Raw genomic sequence first — 16,362 nt, forward strand, 5'->3', positions numbered from 1 at the left:
AGCGTCTTTCGTGCGCTTTCATCGCGCTTTCATTGCGTTCCCATCGTGGTTTCATTCCGCCGTCCGATCGCCATGTCACAGGAAACCCACCCGCCAATCGCCGATGCCGAACAGCACGTGCTCACGCATGTCGCCAACCGCATCGGCTTCATCGAGCTTGCGCGGCCCCAGGCGCTCAATGCGCTTTCGACCGCGATGGTCCGCGCGATGCAGGCCGCGCTCGACGCCTGGCGCGACGATCCCGACGTGCTCGCCGTGCTGGTGCACACGCGTCATCCGCGCGCCTTTTGCGCCGGCGGCGATATCCGCTTGCTCTACGAGTCGTATCGCGCCGGCGATCTGGCCGCGATCGACACCTTCTTCATCGAGGAATATCGCCTCAATCACGCGATCTTCAGTTATCCGAAGCCTTATATCGCGCTGATGAACGGCGTCGTGATGGGCGGCGGCATGGGTATTTCGCAGGGCGCGCATCGCACGGGCGGCCTGCGTGTCGTCGATGGCACGACCCGCCTGGCGATGCCCGAGACGCGCATCGGCCTTTTTCCCGATGTCGGCATGGGCTGGTTTCTCGCGCGCACGCCGGGCGCGCTCGGGCGCTATCTCGCGGTGACCGGCGAGACGATCGACGCCGCCAGTGCGCTCTATGCGGGACTGGCCGATGTGTATATCGACGGCGATGCGCGGCCCGCGTTGCTGGACGCGCTACAGACGGAGCCGTTCATGTCGGGCGAGGAGGTCGTCGAGCGCATTCGCCGCGCGGCCGAATCCGAAGCCGTGTCGCGCGACTCGGCGCACGTCGCGGGTTGCGCGCTGGCCGTTGCGCGCGCATGGATCGATCGCCATTTTTCACGGCCAACGGTGGCGGAGGTCCTGGCGTCGCTCGAAACCGCGCAGCGCGAGGCGAAGGGCGCCGAAAACGAGTGGGCCGAGCAGATGGCGGGCGTGTTGCGTGAACGCTCGCCGTTGTCGATGGCGGTGTCGCTGGAGGTGGTGTCGCGCGCGGAAGGATCGATGGCCGACGTGCTGCGCCGCGACCTCGATCTGACGCGTTCGAGCTTTGCTCAGGGCGATGTGGTGGAAGGTATCCGCGCGCGCATCATCGACAAGGACAATCATCCGCGCTGGCGCTTCGCGCGCGTCGAGGACGTGCCGCCCGCCGAAGTCGAAGCGATGTTCAAGAGTCCGTGGAGCAGCGCCGGGCATCCGTTGCGGGCGCTGTCGGATTGACGTTTAAAGCGTGGGAGACGGAACAGAAGAGGAACAGCGGGCGGGGAGAAGGGCGAGGGCGCGCGGCAGGCGCCGCGCGCAATACGTCAGTCTTCGTCGGTTTCGCTCATGAAGGCGCGCATGAACACCAGCGCCCCCCAGCCCCAGACCGCATTGGAGGCGAAACCCATGGCGAGGCGCGGCAGCATGTTGCCGCTCGGCCAGATGCCGCGCAGCGGATCGATGACGAACACCATCGCGGCGGTGAGCACGACGCCGCCGAACACGAATGCCTGCACCCAGGGCGCGGGCCGCGAGGGCGACACGCGCAGCAGCCAGGTCATCAGGATGGCCCACAGGGCGCTCCAGATCGCGTTGACCAGAAACTCGGGCAGACCAAGCGGCGCGAAAGGATCGGTGGAAAAACCGGCGGCGTCGATCACCTGCGCGGCGTGCAGCAGCGCAAGCGTCGCCTCGCGAAAGAATAGCGAAGCCAGAAAGCCGGATACGAACGGCAAAATAATTTTTTGCATGAGAACGGGCGAGAGTTGCGCGGCGCGGCACGCATGGCCCATGGAGACTGGGATAAGCGGCGGCCGGATGCTTTGTCGGTTTGAGCGCCATTATATCGACGTGTGCCGGTCGCGCCATGCATCCCCGTATGCTAAAGCGTCGCGTAAAGCACGAAAGTGGAAAACCTAAGCTAAAAAAAATCGTTCAAAAGGCTTAGGGCGATCCCCTAGACTGATTCCCCATGAAGACGGCGCCGCCGTCATGGCCCGTCGCTCCCCGCGTCAGTCAACGATCAGTGCACGTTTCTTCCGGCCGCTCTGGAGCGCCAGGCGCTCGCGGACAAACTCGTCCTGCCTTTCGTGCCAGCCTCGCGCCATTTGCTTATTTCCGCTGAATCTTTCATCGAATCTTTCATTTTTACGTCTCGAACAAAAAGCAGGAGTCACGCATGAATGTGTTCTGGTTCATCCCGACCCACGGCGACAGCCGCTATCTGGGCACCTCCGAAGGCGCGCGCGCCGCTGATCTCGCGTACTTCCAGCAGGTGGCCGTGGCGGCCGACACGCTTGGCTACGAAGGCGTCCTGCTGCCGACGGGCCGTTCGTGCGAAGACGCCTGGGTCGTGGCGTCGAGCCTGATCGCCGCAACGAAGCGCCTGAAGTTCCTCGTCGCGATCCGTCCGGGCCTGTCGTCGCCGGGGCTGGCCGCGCGCATGGCGGCAACCTTCGACCGCCTCTCGAACGGCCGTCTGCTCATCAATGTGGTGACGGGCGGCGACTCCACCGAACTCGAAGGCGACGGCGTGTTCGTCGATCACGATACGCGTTACGAAATCACCGACGAATTCCTGCATATCTGGCGCAAGCTGCTGGCCGCCTCGCACACCAACGACGCGATCGATTTCGAAGGCAAGCATCTGCAGTCGAAGGGCGGCAAGGCGCTCTATCCGCCGGTGCAGCATCCGCATCCGCCGCTGTGGTTCGGCGGCTCGTCGCCGGCCGCGCACGAGATCGCGGGCGAGCATATCGATACGTATCTGACGTGGGGCGAGCCGCCCGAGGCCGTCGCGAAGAAGATCGCCGACATCCGTGCGCGCGCCGAACAGCGCGGCCGCAAGATCCGCTTCGGTATCCGCCTGCATGTGATCGTGCGCGAAACCGAAGAGGAAGCCTGGGCCGCCGCGGACCGTCTCATCAGCCGTCTCGACGACGACACCATCGCGCGCGCTCAAGCCGCGTTCGGCAAGATGGACTCGGAAGGGCAGCGCCGCATGGCCGCCCTGCACGGCGGCAAGCGCGGCACGCGCGAGGAACTGGAGGTGTACCCGAATCTGTGGGCGGGCGTGGGCCTCGTGCGCGGCGGTGCGGGCACGGCGCTCGTGGGCAATCCGGAACAGGTGGCCGCGCTCATGAAGGAGTACGCGTCGCTGGGCATCGAAACCTTCATTCTGTCGGGTTATCCGCATCTTGAGGAATCCTACCGTTTCGCCGAACTGGTGTTCCCGCTGCTGCCGGGCCGCCAGGCGAAGACGGCGGGTGGCCCGCTGTCGGGACCGTTCGGCGAAGTGGTCGGCAATCACTATCTGCCGAAGACCAGCCAGAGCTGATCCGCAATATCGTGACGCTAACGCGACGTGTCGTGCGCTGAATATCGCGCACGTCGCCGTCACGCTGCCAGTGTGCAAGAGGAGGACGAACCGATGACTCAATCCGCTGTGACCGCTTCCGCGACGTCTGCGTCGTCCGCTGCGGGCGCACGTCGCGCGCCGCGCGCAGCACGGCCCTTCGCCGCGCTCGTGCGTTCGGCGCTCAAGCGCCTCGCGCCGTGGCTCGTGCCGCTTGCGGTTCTCGCCGCATGGGAACTGGCCGCACGCACCGGCGCGCTCTCCACGCGCGTGCTGCCCGAACCGCTCGCGGTCGTGAAGGCCGCGTGGTCGCTGATCGAGTCGGGCGAGATGCTGCAGGACGTACGTGTGAGCACGTGGCGCGCGATCTCGGGCTTTGCGATCGGCGGCAGCATCGGGCTTGCGCTGGGTCTCGCGACGGGTCTCTTCAAGCCCGCCGAAACCGCGCTCGATTCGACCATCCAGATGATCCGCAACATCCCGGCGCTGGCGATGATTCCGCTCGTGATCCTCTGGTTCGGCATCGAAGAAGAAGCGAAGGTGTTTCTGGTCGCGCTCGGCGTGTTCTTCCCGGTGTACGTGAACACCTTCCACGGCATCCGTTCGGTGGACGCCAATCTCGTCGAAATGGCGCGCAGCTATGGGCTCAAGGGCTTCGCGCTCTATCGCGAAGTGATCCTGCCGGGCGCGCTGCCGTCGATTCTCGTGGGCGTGCGCTTCGCGCTCGGCCTGATGTGGGTGACGCTGATCGTCGCGGAAACGATCTCGGCGCAGTCGGGCATCGGCTACATGACGATGAACGCACGCGAATTCCTGCAGACCGACGTGGTGGTGGTCGGCATCCTGCTCTACGCCGCGCTCGGCAAACTCGCCGACGTGCTCGCCAAATGGCTCGAGCGCGTCGCGCTGCGCTGGCACCCCGCGTATCAACAAGGAAGCGACGCATGAACGCAAGCACATTGGCAACCCGTTTCGGTGGTGTCGCGGGCAGCGATCCCGAAACCGGGGTCGAGCTGTCGCGCCTTCAGGACCGTCAGGCGCGCGAGGCGCACGAAGCCGGCACCTTCGCACAAGGCGTGAATGTACGCGGCGATGCGCGTGCTCACGACCCGGCCGTCGAATTGCGCGGCGTGGGCAAGCACTATGGCGAGCGCGTCGTGCTCGACGATTTCAATCTGTCGATCGAGCGCGGCAGTTTTGTCGCGATCGTCGGCCGCAGCGGTTGCGGCAAGTCCACGCTGCTGCGCCTCGTCGCGGGGCTGGAGACGCCCGATGCAGGCGAACTCACGCGACGCGGCGAAGCGGGCGCACCGCTCGACACCCGCATCATGTTCCAGGACGCGCGCCTGCTGCCGTGGAAGACCGTGCTGCAGAACGTGATGCTGGGCCTCGGCCGTGGCGCCCGCGACGATGCGCGCGCCGTGCTCGACGAGGTGGGACTGCTCGCGCGCGCCGACGAATGGCCGGCGCGTCTGTCGGGTGGCCAGCGTCAGCGTGTGGCGCTTGCCCGTGCGCTGGTGCATCGCCCGAGTCTGCTGCTGCTCGACGAGCCGCTGGGCGCGCTCGACGCGCTCACGCGCATCGAAATGCACGCGCTGATCGAACGTCTGTGGCGCGAGCATCGCTTCACGGCCTTGCTGGTCACGCACGACGTCCATGAAGCCGTGGCGCTGGGCGACCGCATCCTGCTGGTGGAGCAGGGACGCATCGCACTCGACCAGAACGTGCCGCTCGAACGCCCGCGTGCGCGCGCCGACGCGCGTTTTGCGGCGCTCGAAGAAAGCGTGTTGCAACGCGTGCTGGGCACCGAGACGCCGGCCGCCCACGTGCCGCGCTCGCAAGACGGGAGTTATGACCTGCGGCCCACGGACGTGCGCTGGGCGCTTTGATCCGCTTTCGTCAGCATTGGCCTACCCGATACACAAACTTTTCGTCACTTCCGTTCATCAAAATTTGGAGCCGAATCAATGAGCATTTCCGCCATCAACGTGCGTAACCAGTTCCGCGGCAAGATCAAGGAGATCATCCGTGGATCGGTGGTATCGGAAGTCGACGTCGAAACGCCGTTTGGCGTGGTCACTTCGGTGATCACCACGCGCTCGGTCGACGAACTGGACCTGAAAGTCGGCTCGGAGGTCGTGGCGCTCGTGAAGTCGACCGAGGTATCGATCGCGCGCCTGTGAGCGCGGCTTCTGCTCGATGCGCCCGCAGGGCGTGCCTCGGCGGCGGCCGGTGCCAAAGTGCTACGATGGGCCGGCAAGCCACTGCGGAGGGACGATCATGGAGCCGAAAGGCCTCGACATGGGCGACTACGAAGAGCACTACAAGGACTGCGACATCGAAGTCGCGGTCGAGCAGGTGCTCACGGGCGTGAAGGCGCACTTTCGCGTGACGCGCGCGGGCGCCGTGCTCAAGGACTGGGAACTGGTGCACATCGACCGGTTCTGGCCGACCGAGCACGCCGCCGCCGAAGCGGGCTTTGCGGCTGCCCGTGCCTGGATCGACGGCGGCGCGGCGGGTTGAAGTCGAGCATCCGCTGGTGAAGCGTTTTCATAGACCAGGCGACGAGAGGCGATCAGTGGTGATCGTGCCGCCGGCGGAATATGAAGGCCGGCTTCAAACGCAAAAAGCCCGCAACTGTGTGCGGGCTGAATGTCGAAATTCATGGTTTTGAACCGGGCTCGTCGTCGATTAATTTATCGCGCTAACAAGCTGGCTCTTAAAGGTGAGGCTGACGCCCGGAGCGCGCGTCGCGGGCGTCGATTTCGGCGGTCGACTAATTACGAGCGATCGTACATCGCGTGCCAGTCGGCCTTCGATACGCCGGCGGGCGCAACAACCGCGCGTTGGCCCGAAGCGGCTGAACCTGCTGCGACACCACCGTAGCCACTGACTGCCTGGTTCGCGCCAATCTTGTTCTCAGCAGCCTGGATTGCATCCGGGTAGTGCGCGTTGTCACCGTCGCCCGGGCGATAGCCAGCCTGTTCGAGCTGCACCAGTTCGGCGCGAACCTGTGCACGGGTAACCGGGGCGTTCGACTGTGCGAACGAAGCAACCGGGGCGACAAGGGCAACTGCAACTGCGACGGCTTGGATGAGCGACTTCATGGTAACAACCTCCAGTTATTTATCGGTTCCGAAGCTCTTGTTCGTAACCACAAGCGCAGTCTAGGCTTGTGCCCGCTCTGGATTAAGGGGGCGTGGTGGAGTGGATTGTTGTCGAATCGAGGGTAAACCCGATGGTCGTTCAGTTCCCGTTTTGCCAAGGCTTGGGGGCAGCTGGGGGTTGCACGAGCTTATGCCTGGACGATAGTGCGTGTGTGTTTGGACGGTATGAGTTCACGCACAGCAGGGGAGGCTGCTTATCCCAAACTGAGCGAGGCGTTCGGCGGGGAGTGGTGGGGCACGGCGCTATCTCAATACTGTATAAAACACAGTATTTATATTCATCTGCGCCGCTGGAAGAGAGAGGATTTGATGAGTGAAGATTCCCAAATTGGGAATTTCATGGGAATAGAAAGCAAAAAAGGCACTGGATAAAATCACAGTGCCTTTCTTTCGCTACTTGAACTACCTAGATATTTATTGGGGTGGCTGATGGGACTCGAACCCACGACAACAGGAATCACAATCTCAGTCGCCACGCCTTCAAATCCGCCACTCTAGCCCTAAGAGTGGACTAGGCCTAGAAAGTATAGCGCTCTCGCCCCGGCTTGGGTGCCATGGTGAAAAAAACCGATAACTCTTCCAGAGAGGCGGCTATGTTCCTCACCGTGGTCGCCGGTTATCGGACTTGGCCTACCAGCGATGCCAGATGATCATCGGAAGGAGGCGCAGAAGGCCGCAAAGGATAACAGGGGCGAGCACAACAAAGCTGATCGCCTTGATATATAGCGGCATTGCTCTCTTTCCCTTGCTGAGACGCCTCGCGGACCAGCCTTGGACATAGAAGGTGAGAGGTAGGGTGAGCAGCCCGACGATGCCCAAGGAGATCGGGTGCCGATACATGTCGAGCCTAGTGATGGCATCTACCAACGTCTGGAAAGACGGGAATCCACGAGACGTTACCCATCCGAACAGTTCAAGCAGCAGCGTGTACACGCAGAAGCACGTAACAAGCAGGCTAACTGTTCCGCGAAACCCGAATTTGACCTGGACGCCAGCCCCAAAAGTCTTCGCTGCCCGCATTGCCTTTACGTAGGCAAGGACAGGTAGGGCGAACACCACGATCAACAGGCTCCAAACAAACTCCCCGAACGGCCCTGCGACAAAGATGCAAGCGAACAGCAGTACGATTGCCGCGAGGATAGTGCCGGCCTCAAGGGGATTCTTCCAATCCACATGTGCGAATGCCCCTTCGTAGCCGGAGGCGGACTGCCCGCGGCTCTTCGAGCTAGGCATCATGCCGGCGATAAGCCATTGTTGAAATAGGGCTGGATTCGACGGCGGAACTGGGAAGGTGCGAGGGCTGACCTCTCCTCCCATTAGCTTATGGCCCGTAAGATAGCCGTCGTAAAGGTCGGTCTTATGTTCGTTATTGTCCATTGAAGAACTTGGAACTGTTTGTCGTGAACGTTTTTGTTGAGCGAGCACGTAGCGTTCTGCGCCCGGCCTTTGATAGCTCGAGAACTGGCGCCCCAACACGTGTCCCTGTCATCCGCGTCAGTACGCCGCGCCGGCACAATACCACGGGCGCTTGGCGTCGGCCACATTACTGTAATCGCAAGCACGCTGTTGGCACTTCGGGTGCTATCGGCTTTCTTTTCTCTCTCCTGCGGCGTTCAAGTATCTCGTCAACCATGGCCCACTGATGCTCTGTTGGCGGGTCTGTCAAGCATGGCTCTGCGTCCAGTTCTCGATTGAGGCATTCCCAGACGGGGCCGGGCAGCACGCCGTGGCCGTGCGGTTCCAGGAACCGGCGTACCTGGTTTGCACGGCTGATGGTCGACCGCAGGCGGTGGATCTCCCAGAGCAATTCGAGCACTACGGGGTCAGGATGCTCGTCCCAGATCTGGGCGAGCCGATCGGCGGTGAGTGGTGGGCGGTGCGGCATGGCGCCGAATACTGTATGAATGTACAGTATTCTAGCTCGTCGCCGTCAGAGCGGCGCTGCAAAAGCCGCTTTAAGTCTTCGCCAAGCGACGAAGCACCGAACTGTAATGCTTGAGGAAGTAATCGACTGGGCGCTGGCTCGCATAGAAGTTCGTCGAGTCGACGCCGTGCTCTTCCGTGAGATCGCACTCGCGGCGCAGGTCTCTCAAAATCTGCTTGGGAACCGTTGCACCGTCGCGCGGCCATGGAATTCTTTTAATGCGCCGCTTAACGCTGCGCTCTCGTTTGAAAAGAAGCCAACCCTCAGTGATCGTCTCGTATTTGACCACATCGATTTTGTTACCCGCCAAATTTTCGAGGTAGTATCCGTAACGCCCCAGTATCGATCCCAATTCCCGATAGGTGACAAGACGTTCGTTTCTCTCGACGCGCCGGGTTCTCTTGCGCAACCACGATGCGATCTCATCGACCTCAGCATCTGATTGATCGCGCTCCTTTCGCTTCGGATCGACAAACCCGTGCCCGGCAACCTTTGTCATCAACTCATAAAGATCGTCTTGCGTCACAGACGAATCAAAGGTTCGATCGTTCTTGTCCAAGTGGCTGAGCATCGAGACGAGAGCCGTGCGTTTGTTTCCGTTGTGAAACGGATGGTTGCAGCAAATTCCATAGCAGAGTGTGGCGGCGTTGGATTCGACAGTGTCGTATTTAAATCGATCGCCGAAGCCCGTGGTTTGCCGCCCCACTGCTGAGTGGAGTAGTACTTCGTTTTTCACGCCAGCAGGGCTAATCGCATCACCGCTATCAGCCATATCGATGGCGAGAATGTCGTGAATCGAAAGCACTTCCTCGCTCGTGACGGTGCGGATTGCGCTGGTATGTCTCGGATTGATTTTTTTCATATTTGAACCCCGTACGGACGCAAAAAAGCCCGCATTTAGCGGGCTTTCTTTTGCAGCGCATCTTCCAAAATTTGGAACTTCATATTCCAAAAATCCTGTTTTCTACGCTGCGAGCACTCGTAAGTGCTTGAATCTTTTGGGGTGGCTGATGGGACTCGAACCCACGACAACAGGAATCACAATCCTGGACTCTACCAACTGAGCTACAGCCACCACTGTCCTACTGTTTCTTGTTTTTCGCTGCTTCGTCAGCGGCGTCAATCAAGAAGAAAGATTATATACATGCCACATCGGTCTTGCCTAGCCCTTTATTCAAAAATTCTGAAGAAAGTTCGGTTCATGGATCGATCATGCATCGACGGGTGCGCGAAGATGCGAACGCGCTTCTTCGAAGATGGCGAGATCGGCCTTCGCGAGCTGACGGCTGTCCGATAGCACACGACGCCAGCCGCGCGCGCCCGCCTCGCCGCGATACAGTCCCAGCGCGTGGCGCGTGATCGAGCCGAGGAATGTGCCGCGCGCGATTTCGCTCGCGCAGTATTCGATCAGCTTTGCTTCGACTTCGTCGCGCGTGAGGGCCGGGCCGCTCTCGCCGTAGAAACGCGCGTCCACATCGGCGAGCACGTAGGGGTTGTGATAAGCCTCGCGCCCGAGCATCACGCCATCGACGTGCTCCAGATGCGTCTGAACTTCGTCGAGTGTCTTGATGCCGCCGTTGATGATGATTTCGAGCTGCGGGAAGTCGCGCTTGAGCTGGTACGCGTAGTCATATTTGAGCGGCGGAATCTCGCGGTTCTCCTTCGGGCTCAAGCCCTTCAGGATCGCGTTGCGCGCGTGCACGATAAAGACTTCGCACCCCGCCTCCGCGATCGTGCCGACGAAATCGCGCACGAACGCGTAGTCCTCGACGGCATCCACGCCGATGCGGTGCTTGACCGTCACGGGCACCGATGTCACGTCGCGCATTGCCTTCACGCAGTCGGCCACCAGCTTCGGCTCATTCATGAGACACGCGCCGAACGCGCCACGCTGCACGCGCTCGGACGGACAGCCGCAATTCAGATTGATTTCGTCGTAGCCCCATTGCTCGCCGAGCTTTGCGCAGCGCGCGAGGTCGTCGGGTTCGCTGCCGCCCAGTTGCAAGGCGACCGGCGCTTCTTCCGGCGTGAAGGCCAGATGGCGCGGCACATCGCCGTGGAGCAGGGCGCCCGTCGTCACCATCTCCGTATACAGCCACGTGTGCCGGGAAATGAAGCGGTGCAGCGAGCGGCAGTGGCGATCTGTCCAGTCCATCATGGGCGCGACGGATACGCGGCGGGGGCTGGCGATACGGTTCGAAGACATGGCGATTACGAGCGCAATCAACGCGCGGAAGACGTGGAACAACCTTGTATTTTAACGTATTTCACTCATTTCGCCGGCCACGTTTTTGCACCGCGCCAAACCGCTATTGGCCGTCATTCGATGTTTGCAAACGCACCGAAAAACCCGTCGGAAAGCGCTTCCACCCATCCTTCCAGGACTAAAGACCCTTTCGGCGTTATGTAATCCGCCTGTCTAATGTTGCGGCGCGAAAAATAATTTGGGACGCTTTTTTAGGGTCTGTTCGTCGCTCAGCCAAGCCAGGATTGCGACTCCGGATTGTTTCCGAAGCCGGAATAAACAATTCGGATTATCGGTATTATTTTTCAATAGTAGGTGTATACACTGAGTCTCACTGACGCAGCTCGTGGGCTCTGACCTCCCAGGCGCGGCGCCTTTCCCAACCGCAAGTTGAACCGGATATTGGAGTCCACCATGAAGACCAAACTGATCGCAGCGCTGCTGGTCGCAGCTTCCGCTTCCATCGCCGCTCCGGCTTTCGCCAGCGGCTATGGCCCGGCACCGTTCTACCGTCCGAATGTCGGTGCGCCGGCTTCGCAGCAAGGCCAGAGCGCCCAGACCGTGGCGGCCGAGCGTGCCCAGCAGCAAGGCATCGATTCGTCGTACGGCGGTGTGGCAGGTGCAGCGACGCAATCGGGCGCTCACAACGCACAAACGCAGCACGCGCAGTAAGTGTAGTTCGGCGAATAAGTCGAAGACTTAGTCTCGCTGACCGAAGCGCCGCCCCGCGAGGGGCGGCAAGAACGCCGGGTGTCTTCACGACCCCGGCGTTTTGCATTTCTGCGCCGCCTGACGTGGTCACGCGCGGTTTTGTTCGAGATGCCGCTTATGACGCGGCGCGCACGCGCTGGTCGATGGCTTCGCGGATGCGGTCGAAAGCCGCGTCGAAGGCGTTGTCCTGGGTCGGGAAGCGATCCCCGGCGATGCCGTCGACAGGCACGTCGGCGTGGGTGTCGTCGGTCAGGCTGTGGATTTTCTGGGTCGTGATCGTGAAGCCCGTCTCGTGACTGCCGTCCACGCCGGCGGTCATGTCGTAGCCCATGTATTCGTAGCTGCGCTGGTTTTCCATGCCCTTTCCTCCGCGATGACAGGCCTGCTTCACGGCGATTCTGGCACGTCCGGCGCGCACGCCGACGCTCGTTGTACGGTTGCCGAGCGAACTTTCAGCGGACATTGTGCGGACGCGTTCGCGCCGTGGGTCACGGGCGCTGTACTACCATCGTCTGCGAAGGGTGTGCGCCGCGGCAGAGGCGGCTTGCGCCTGTCACGCCAGGCCGTTGCTGGCTCAACAGGAGGTGAATAATGAAGAAACGCTTCGTGCTTCTCGCTGCGCTGGCGCTTCCGGCCATGCTCGCGCCGGCCGCGGCTTTTGCGCAGCAGCCGCCCCGGCCGGGGCCGAACGAGTATCACGGCGGGCCGCCGCCCAATCGCCCGCCGCCCGATATGCAGCCGCCGCAGTGGCGCAAGGGCGACCGCCTCGGGCCGGAATATCGCGACCGTCAGTACGTGATCGACGACTGGCGCCAGTACCACCTCAAGCCGCCGCCGCGCGGTCATCACTGGGTCGGCGTGAGCGGCCAGTACTATCTGGTGCGCAATTCGAACTGGACCGTCGAGAGCATCGGGCCGTAAGGCGTTCAGTGCGCGGCAGACGAACCTGCCGCCATGCACAAGAGCTGGGTGGATCCCGGCTTTTGTGCGCCCTGAAAAAAATCGTCGAGCGTGATAGGTTCTGCCTTCCCCCAACCCAATGATGGAAAACGCTTCGATGGAATACCGCACACTCGGCGACACGGATGTCAAGGTGAGTCTGATTGGCCTCGGCACGATGACGTGGGGCGAACAGAATACCGAGCGCGACGCGCATGAGCAGATCGACTACGCGCTCGATCAGGGCGTCACGCTGATCGACGCCGCGGAGATGTATCCCGTGCCGCCGCGTCCCGAAACGCAAGGGCAGACCGAGCGCTTTATCGGCACATGGCTCGCGCAGCATCGCGCCGCGCGCGAGCGCGTCGTGCTCGCCACCAAGATCGCCGGCCCGGCGCGCCAGCCGCACAACCCGCGCCATATCCGCGGCGAAGGCAACCAGTTCGATCGCAAGAACCTGACCGAAGCGCTCGACGGTAGCCTCAAGCGCCTGCAGACGGATTACGTCGACCTCTACCAGCTCCACTGGCCCGACCGCAGCACGATGACCTTCGGCCGCCCGGCGTATCCGTGGGTCGACGACGCCTACACGGTGCCGATCGAGGAAACGCTCTCGGTGCTGGCGGATTTCGTGAAGGCGGGCAAGGTGCGCCATATCGGCGTGTCGAACGAGACGCCCTGGGGCGTGGCGCAATTCCTGCGCGCCGCCGAAAAGCTCGGCCTGCCGCGCATCGTCAGCATCCAGAATCCGTACAGCCTCGTGAATCGGACCTTCGAGGCCGGTTTGTCCGAGTACTCGCATCGCGACCATATCGGCCTGCTGGCGTATTCGCCGATGGCGTTCGGCTGGCTTTCGGGCAAATACGAGGGCGGGGCGCGGCCCGACGGCGCGCGCATCACGTTGTTCGAGCGCTTCCAGCGCTACAGCAAGCCGCAGGCGGTCGAGGCGACGTCGCGCTACGTGGCGCTCGCGAAGGAGCTGGGCTATACGCCGGCGCAGTTCGCGCTGGCTTTCGTGAACAGCCGGCCGTTCGTGACGAGCAACCTGATTGGCGCGACGAGCCTCGCGCAACTCAAGGAAAACATCGCCAGCGTCGATGTGAAGCTGTCGGCCGACGTGCTCGCGCGCATCGATGCGCTGCACGAGCTTCAGCCTAATCCTGCGCCGTAAATCGTCTGGCCTGTCGCCGGTGTTCCTCTAACCCGGTGACAGGTTTGCCGCGCTTTATCGCGGCGAGGCACGCGCAACGGTGCCTCGCCAAATTCGTTGGCGATTCGCCAGGCATGCACTACGATCCTGCCAACGCCCGCGTGGAGGTGGATCGCTCCGTCTGAACGATGCGCGCCTTCGCCATCGCACGCTAACCCCCGCGCTGACCCCATTCGGCCCGCCAGGCTCTTATTATTCCAATCGCCCTTTGCGGAGTACCCCACGATGAGCGCACCGAACGCGCAGTTGCCCCAATCGCCACGATCGCCTCAGCCGGTGCAGGCGCCGCCGGGCTACGGCTGGGCCATTTTCGTTTTGCTGGCGGTAGCGGGGCTTTTCTACGTGAAATGGTTTCCGTATTACCACCGGGCGTTTACCGCCGAATCGACGCACTCGATCGGCAAATCGATCCTGATGGGCAGCGCGGCCAGTGCGCCCGCGCCGTCGCTGAACGCGGCGCTCGATTACGCGCTCGCCTACGGCCGTGCGATCTGGCAGGCGATGGTGCTGGGCCTGCTGCTCGGCTCGGGCATCCAGGCGCTGCTGCCGGTGCAGTGGGTGGCGCGCGTGCTGGGGCAGCGCGGTTTCGGCAGTGTGGCGGCGGGCGGCCTGCTTTCGGTGCCGGGCATGATGTGCACCTGCTGCGCGGCGCCCGTCGTGGCGGGGCTGCGTGCGCGCAATGCCTCGACCGGTGGCGCGATCGCCTTCTGGCTCGGCAATTCGGTGCTCAATCCCGCGACGCTCGTGTTCATGGGCTTCGTGCTGGGCTGGCAGTGGAGCGCGCTGCGTCTCGTGCTCGGCGTGCTGCTGGTATTCGGCCTGGGCTGGCTCGCCAACCGGCTCGTGACGCCGCAGGAGGCGAGCGCCGCCGATGACCGTCTCGCGCTGCTCGCGCGCCAGCAGGCCGAAGGCGGTAACGTGTTCGTGCGCTGGGCGCGTATCTTCACGCGCATGGCCGTGCGCCTCGTGCCCGAGTACATCGTGCTGGTGCTGCTGCTCGGCGCGGCGCGCGCGTGGCTGTTCCCGCACATCGGCCCGGACGTCACCAGCAGCATCGGCTGGATCGTCGCCTTCGCGGTGGCGGGCATGCTGTTCGTGATCCCGACGGCCGGCGAGGTGCCGATCATTCAGGCGATGCTCGCGCTCGGCATGGGCGTCGGTCCCGCCGGGGCGCTCCTGATGACGCTGCCGCCCGTGAGCGTGCCGTCGCTCGCGATGCTGGCGGGCTCGTTCAGTCCGCGCGTGCTCGCGCTCGTGGCGGGCGTGGTGGTGCTGTTCGGCATCGTGTCGGGGCTGGCGGCGCTCGCGCTGGGGTTGGGCGCGGCGTGAAATAGCGCAGGGCGCCGCGCTGCGCCAGAGCCGTTTTCGCCGGGGCGAGGGCGGTTTTAGCGCGGCTGCGATGCTACGATCAATCGATAAGGATCACGTATAGACCGTGGAGGGCCGCAAGGGCCGCCACACAGATGAGGGCTCAGGCCCAGGAACCGGCATGGCACAGCAAAAAACCAATCCGAAACTCGAACAGGCGCTCACGCGCGGCGATCTCGCCATTCGCCAGGCCAACTCCGCGCGCGCCACGGCGGTGCTGCGCGCGCTCGGCAAGATGATCGTCGAGGCCTCGGCGACCATCGGCGTGGAGGCGCACGTCTCGATCCCCGACGGCGATCGCATTTACGATCCCGCCGACGGCCTCTGGCCGCAGCAACTGCTGGTGTCGCTCGACGATCCCGTCGATGAGGCGGACCCGGAAGAGATCCGCACGGTGCGCCTGCACGCGCAGACCCAGGCGACGGTGTTTCGCGTGGAATGGCACCGCTCGGACGGCAAGATCGGGCGTCAGGAAGGCGGCCCGTTCGCCACGGTCGCGTTTATCTCGGACGTCGATATTCCCTGGGGCGACGACGAAGACTGATTGCGCGTTTTTTAACGCATCATGCGGCGCCGGAACAGGATCGACGCGATGCTGAACGGCACGATGATGTAGAACGCGAGCACGCCCAGATGCAGCGCGGCGTGCTCGACGGGCCGCCCGAGCATGGCCGGGCGGATCAGATCGACGGCGTGCGCGAGCGGCAGCATCAGCGTGATGTGCTGCGCGGCGGCGGGCAACTGCGTGATCGGGAAGAACACGCCCGAGAGCAGCAGCATCGGCGTGAGCACGAGCGTCTGGTAGAACATGAAGAAGTCGTAGGACGGCGCGAGCGCGGTGACGATCATCGCGCAGCTCGCGAACGCGAGGCCCGCGAGCGCGATCACGGGCAGCGCCAGCAGCATCGACGGGAAGCTCGCATAGCCGAGCGCCCCGGCCACGATCATGATGGCCGCGCCCGATAGCATCGACTTGCTGGCGGCCCACATCACTTCCCCGAGCACCACGTCGCCGAGCGTGAGCGGCGTGTGCATGATCGCCTCCCACGTGCGCTGTACGTGCATGCGCGAAAAGCCCGAGTACATCGACTCGAAGCTCGCCGACATCATCACCGACGACGACACCGTGCCCGCCGCGAGAAACGCGATGTACGAGACGCCCTGCACGTGGCCGACCATCAGCCCGAGTCCGAAACCCAGACCGAACAGATAGATCATCGGATCGGCGAGATTGCCGAACATCGACGCGATCGCGAGCTTGCGCCAGACCAGATAGTTGCGCCGCCAGACGGCGATCCAGTGCGTCGCGTTCGAGGGCAGCGCCGCGCGCGGCTCGCGCAGTGGCGTGCCGGTGGAGCGGGCGGGCGGTGGGGTTTTGGTGCGTGTCTGCATGGAAAGATCGATTTTGTCCCGGCTTGGTTCTCGTTAGATGCCCGCGTCAGGGCAGACCGC

General features: G+C 63.1%; 18 protein-coding genes and 1 tRNA gene. 11 read left to right on the forward strand and 8 right to left on the reverse strand.

The window, feature by feature from the left end:
- Positions 1-72 precede the first annotated feature (72 nt).
- The gene (locus tag B0G62_RS19580) at positions 73-1,230 is read left to right on the forward strand and encodes an enoyl-CoA hydratase/isomerase family protein (protein ID WP_103705969.1); all 1,158 of its coding nucleotides are present in this window, start codon (positions 73-75) and stop codon (positions 1,228-1,230) included.
- Positions 1,231-1,316: 86 nt separating this feature from the next.
- Here B0G62_RS19580 and B0G62_RS19585 read toward each other — a convergent pair whose 3' ends face one another.
- Positions 1,317-1,742 (reverse strand): hypothetical protein, encoded by a 426-nt coding sequence (locus tag B0G62_RS19585; protein ID WP_103705970.1) that lies wholly within the window; start codon positions 1,740-1,742, stop codon positions 1,317-1,319.
- A gap of 428 nt (positions 1,743-2,170) precedes the next feature.
- On the opposite strand from B0G62_RS19585, the gene ssuD reads away from it, so the two are divergent.
- The 5 genes from ssuD (at position 2,171) to B0G62_RS19610 (ending at position 5,869) form a co-directional block, all read left to right on the forward strand.
- Entirely contained in the window at positions 2,171-3,328 is a 1,158-nt protein-coding gene (ssuD, locus tag B0G62_RS19590) for an FMNH2-dependent alkanesulfonate monooxygenase (RefSeq protein WP_103705877.1), read from the forward strand.
- Positions 3,329-3,421: 93 nt separating this feature from the next.
- A complete protein-coding gene (gene ssuC / locus B0G62_RS19595) occupies positions 3,422-4,294 on the forward strand; it encodes an aliphatic sulfonate ABC transporter permease SsuC (protein WP_103705878.1) in 873 nt (290 codons plus the stop codon).
- Positions 4,291-5,235 carry an ATP-binding cassette domain-containing protein gene (locus B0G62_RS19600; RefSeq protein WP_103705879.1) on the forward strand — a complete coding sequence of 315 codons (945 nt, stop codon included), beginning with the start codon at positions 4,291-4,293 and terminating at the stop codon, positions 5,233-5,235. The genes ssuC and B0G62_RS19600 overlap by 4 nt, the downstream gene beginning before the upstream one ends.
- Positions 5,236-5,313: 78 nt before the next feature.
- Positions 5,314-5,529, forward strand: coding sequence for a TOBE domain-containing protein (locus tag B0G62_RS19605; RefSeq protein ID WP_103705880.1), 216 nt, complete (start codon positions 5,314-5,316; stop codon positions 5,527-5,529).
- A 97-nt stretch (positions 5,530-5,626) separates the two neighbouring features.
- Positions 5,627-5,869 carry a hypothetical protein gene (locus B0G62_RS19610; RefSeq protein ID WP_103705881.1) on the forward strand — a complete coding sequence of 81 codons (243 nt, stop codon included), beginning with the start codon at positions 5,627-5,629 and terminating at the stop codon, positions 5,867-5,869.
- A 257-nt stretch (positions 5,870-6,126) separates the two neighbouring features.
- Here B0G62_RS19610 and B0G62_RS19620 read toward each other — a convergent pair whose 3' ends face one another.
- The 5 genes from B0G62_RS19620 to dusA all read right to left on the reverse strand — a co-directional run bounded on the left by B0G62_RS19620 (position 6,127) and on the right by dusA (position 10,643).
- Complete coding sequence (locus tag B0G62_RS19620) at positions 6,127-6,453, reverse strand: DUF4148 domain-containing protein (RefSeq protein WP_103705883.1); 327 nt, start codon at positions 6,451-6,453, stop codon at positions 6,127-6,129.
- 690 nt (positions 6,454-7,143) lie between these two features.
- A complete protein-coding gene (locus B0G62_RS19625; protein WP_103705884.1) occupies positions 7,144-7,890 on the reverse strand; it encodes a hypothetical protein in 747 nt (248 codons plus the stop codon).
- Between the two features lie 578 nt (positions 7,891-8,468).
- Positions 8,469-9,299 carry a type II toxin-antitoxin system death-on-curing family toxin gene (locus B0G62_RS19630; RefSeq protein WP_103705885.1) on the reverse strand — a complete coding sequence of 277 codons (831 nt, stop codon included), beginning with the start codon at positions 9,297-9,299 and terminating at the stop codon, positions 8,469-8,471.
- Positions 9,300-9,436: 137 nt separating this feature from the next.
- Positions 9,437-9,512, reverse strand: a tRNA-His gene (locus B0G62_RS19635).
- A gap of 135 nt (positions 9,513-9,647) precedes the next feature.
- Complete coding sequence (gene dusA / locus B0G62_RS19640) at positions 9,648-10,643, reverse strand: tRNA dihydrouridine(20/20a) synthase DusA (protein WP_103705971.1); 996 nt, start codon at positions 10,641-10,643, stop codon at positions 9,648-9,650.
- Positions 10,644-11,096: 453 nt separating this feature from the next.
- Between dusA and B0G62_RS19645 the strand changes: the two genes are divergently transcribed.
- Positions 11,097-11,354 (forward strand): hypothetical protein, encoded by a 258-nt coding sequence (locus B0G62_RS19645; protein ID WP_103705886.1) that lies wholly within the window; start codon positions 11,097-11,099, stop codon positions 11,352-11,354.
- Between the two features lie 154 nt (positions 11,355-11,508).
- Here B0G62_RS19645 and B0G62_RS19650 read toward each other — a convergent pair whose 3' ends face one another.
- Positions 11,509-11,751: a hypothetical protein gene (locus tag B0G62_RS19650; protein ID WP_167401312.1), complete on the reverse strand. Its 243-nt coding sequence runs from the start codon at positions 11,749-11,751 to the stop codon at positions 11,509-11,511.
- 233 nt (positions 11,752-11,984) lie between these two features.
- Between B0G62_RS19650 and B0G62_RS19655 the strand changes: the two genes are divergently transcribed.
- The 4 genes from B0G62_RS19655 (at position 11,985) to B0G62_RS19670 (ending at position 15,454) form a co-directional block, all read left to right on the forward strand.
- Positions 11,985-12,314: an RcnB family protein gene (locus B0G62_RS19655; protein WP_103705888.1), complete on the forward strand. Its 330-nt coding sequence runs from the start codon at positions 11,985-11,987 to the stop codon at positions 12,312-12,314.
- Positions 12,315-12,450: 136 nt separating this feature from the next.
- Entirely contained in the window at positions 12,451-13,503 is a 1,053-nt protein-coding gene (locus B0G62_RS19660) for an NADP(H)-dependent aldo-keto reductase (RefSeq protein WP_103705972.1), read from the forward strand.
- 264 nt (positions 13,504-13,767) lie between these two features.
- Positions 13,768-14,871 carry a permease gene (locus tag B0G62_RS19665; protein WP_103705889.1) on the forward strand — a complete coding sequence of 368 codons (1,104 nt, stop codon included), beginning with the start codon at positions 13,768-13,770 and terminating at the stop codon, positions 14,869-14,871.
- Positions 14,872-15,031: 160 nt separating this feature from the next.
- Complete coding sequence (locus tag B0G62_RS19670) at positions 15,032-15,454, forward strand: hypothetical protein (protein ID WP_103705890.1); 423 nt, start codon at positions 15,032-15,034, stop codon at positions 15,452-15,454.
- Between the two features lie 11 nt (positions 15,455-15,465).
- On the opposite strand, the gene B0G62_RS19675 is transcribed toward B0G62_RS19670, so the two are convergent.
- A complete protein-coding gene (locus tag B0G62_RS19675) occupies positions 15,466-16,302 on the reverse strand; it encodes an ABC transporter permease (protein ID WP_103705891.1) in 837 nt (278 codons plus the stop codon).
- Positions 16,303-16,362 lie beyond the last annotated feature (60 nt).

The organism is Paraburkholderia eburnea (genome assembly GCF_002917095.1).
GTDB lineage: Bacteria > Pseudomonadota > Gammaproteobacteria > Burkholderiales > Burkholderiaceae > Paraburkholderia > Paraburkholderia eburnea.

Excerpts from the sequence above, each read along its gene's own strand:
- ssuD (WP_103705877.1), top strand. The coding sequence starts at position 2,171 with ATGAATGTGTTCTGGTTCATCCCGACCCACGGCGACAGCCGCTATCTG.
- B0G62_RS19675 (WP_103705891.1), bottom strand. The coding sequence starts at position 16,302 with ATGCAGACACGCACCAAAACCCCACCGCCCGCCCGCTCCACCGGCACG.
- ssuC (WP_103705878.1), top strand. The coding sequence starts at position 3,422 with ATGACTCAATCCGCTGTGACCGCTTCCGCGACGTCTGCGTCGTCCGCT.
- B0G62_RS19630 (WP_103705885.1), bottom strand. The coding sequence starts at position 9,299 with ATGAAAAAAATCAATCCGAGACATACCAGCGCAATCCGCACCGTCACG.
- B0G62_RS19645 (WP_103705886.1), top strand. The coding sequence starts at position 11,097 with ATGAAGACCAAACTGATCGCAGCGCTGCTGGTCGCAGCTTCCGCTTCC.
- B0G62_RS19655 (WP_103705888.1), top strand. The coding sequence starts at position 11,985 with ATGAAGAAACGCTTCGTGCTTCTCGCTGCGCTGGCGCTTCCGGCCATG.
- B0G62_RS19580 (WP_103705969.1), top strand. The coding sequence starts at position 73 with ATGTCACAGGAAACCCACCCGCCAATCGCCGATGCCGAACAGCACGTG.
- B0G62_RS19620 (WP_103705883.1), bottom strand. The coding sequence starts at position 6,453 with ATGAAGTCGCTCATCCAAGCCGTCGCAGTTGCAGTTGCCCTTGTCGCC.
- B0G62_RS19665 (WP_103705889.1), top strand. The coding sequence starts at position 13,768 with ATGAGCGCACCGAACGCGCAGTTGCCCCAATCGCCACGATCGCCTCAG.
- B0G62_RS19610 (WP_103705881.1), top strand. The coding sequence starts at position 5,627 with ATGGAGCCGAAAGGCCTCGACATGGGCGACTACGAAGAGCACTACAAG.
- B0G62_RS19605 (WP_103705880.1), top strand. The coding sequence starts at position 5,314 with ATGAGCATTTCCGCCATCAACGTGCGTAACCAGTTCCGCGGCAAGATC.
- B0G62_RS19670 (WP_103705890.1), top strand. The coding sequence starts at position 15,032 with ATGGCACAGCAAAAAACCAATCCGAAACTCGAACAGGCGCTCACGCGC.
- B0G62_RS19585 (WP_103705970.1), bottom strand. The coding sequence starts at position 1,742 with ATGCAAAAAATTATTTTGCCGTTCGTATCCGGCTTTCTGGCTTCGCTA.
- B0G62_RS19625 (WP_103705884.1), bottom strand. The coding sequence starts at position 7,890 with ATGGACAATAACGAACATAAGACCGACCTTTACGACGGCTATCTTACG.
- B0G62_RS19650 (WP_167401312.1), bottom strand. The coding sequence starts at position 11,751 with ATGGAAAACCAGCGCAGCTACGAATACATGGGCTACGACATGACCGCC.
- B0G62_RS19660 (WP_103705972.1), top strand. The coding sequence starts at position 12,451 with ATGGAATACCGCACACTCGGCGACACGGATGTCAAGGTGAGTCTGATT.
- dusA (WP_103705971.1), bottom strand. The coding sequence starts at position 10,643 with ATGTCTTCGAACCGTATCGCCAGCCCCCGCCGCGTATCCGTCGCGCCC.
- B0G62_RS19600 (WP_103705879.1), top strand. The coding sequence starts at position 4,291 with ATGAACGCAAGCACATTGGCAACCCGTTTCGGTGGTGTCGCGGGCAGC.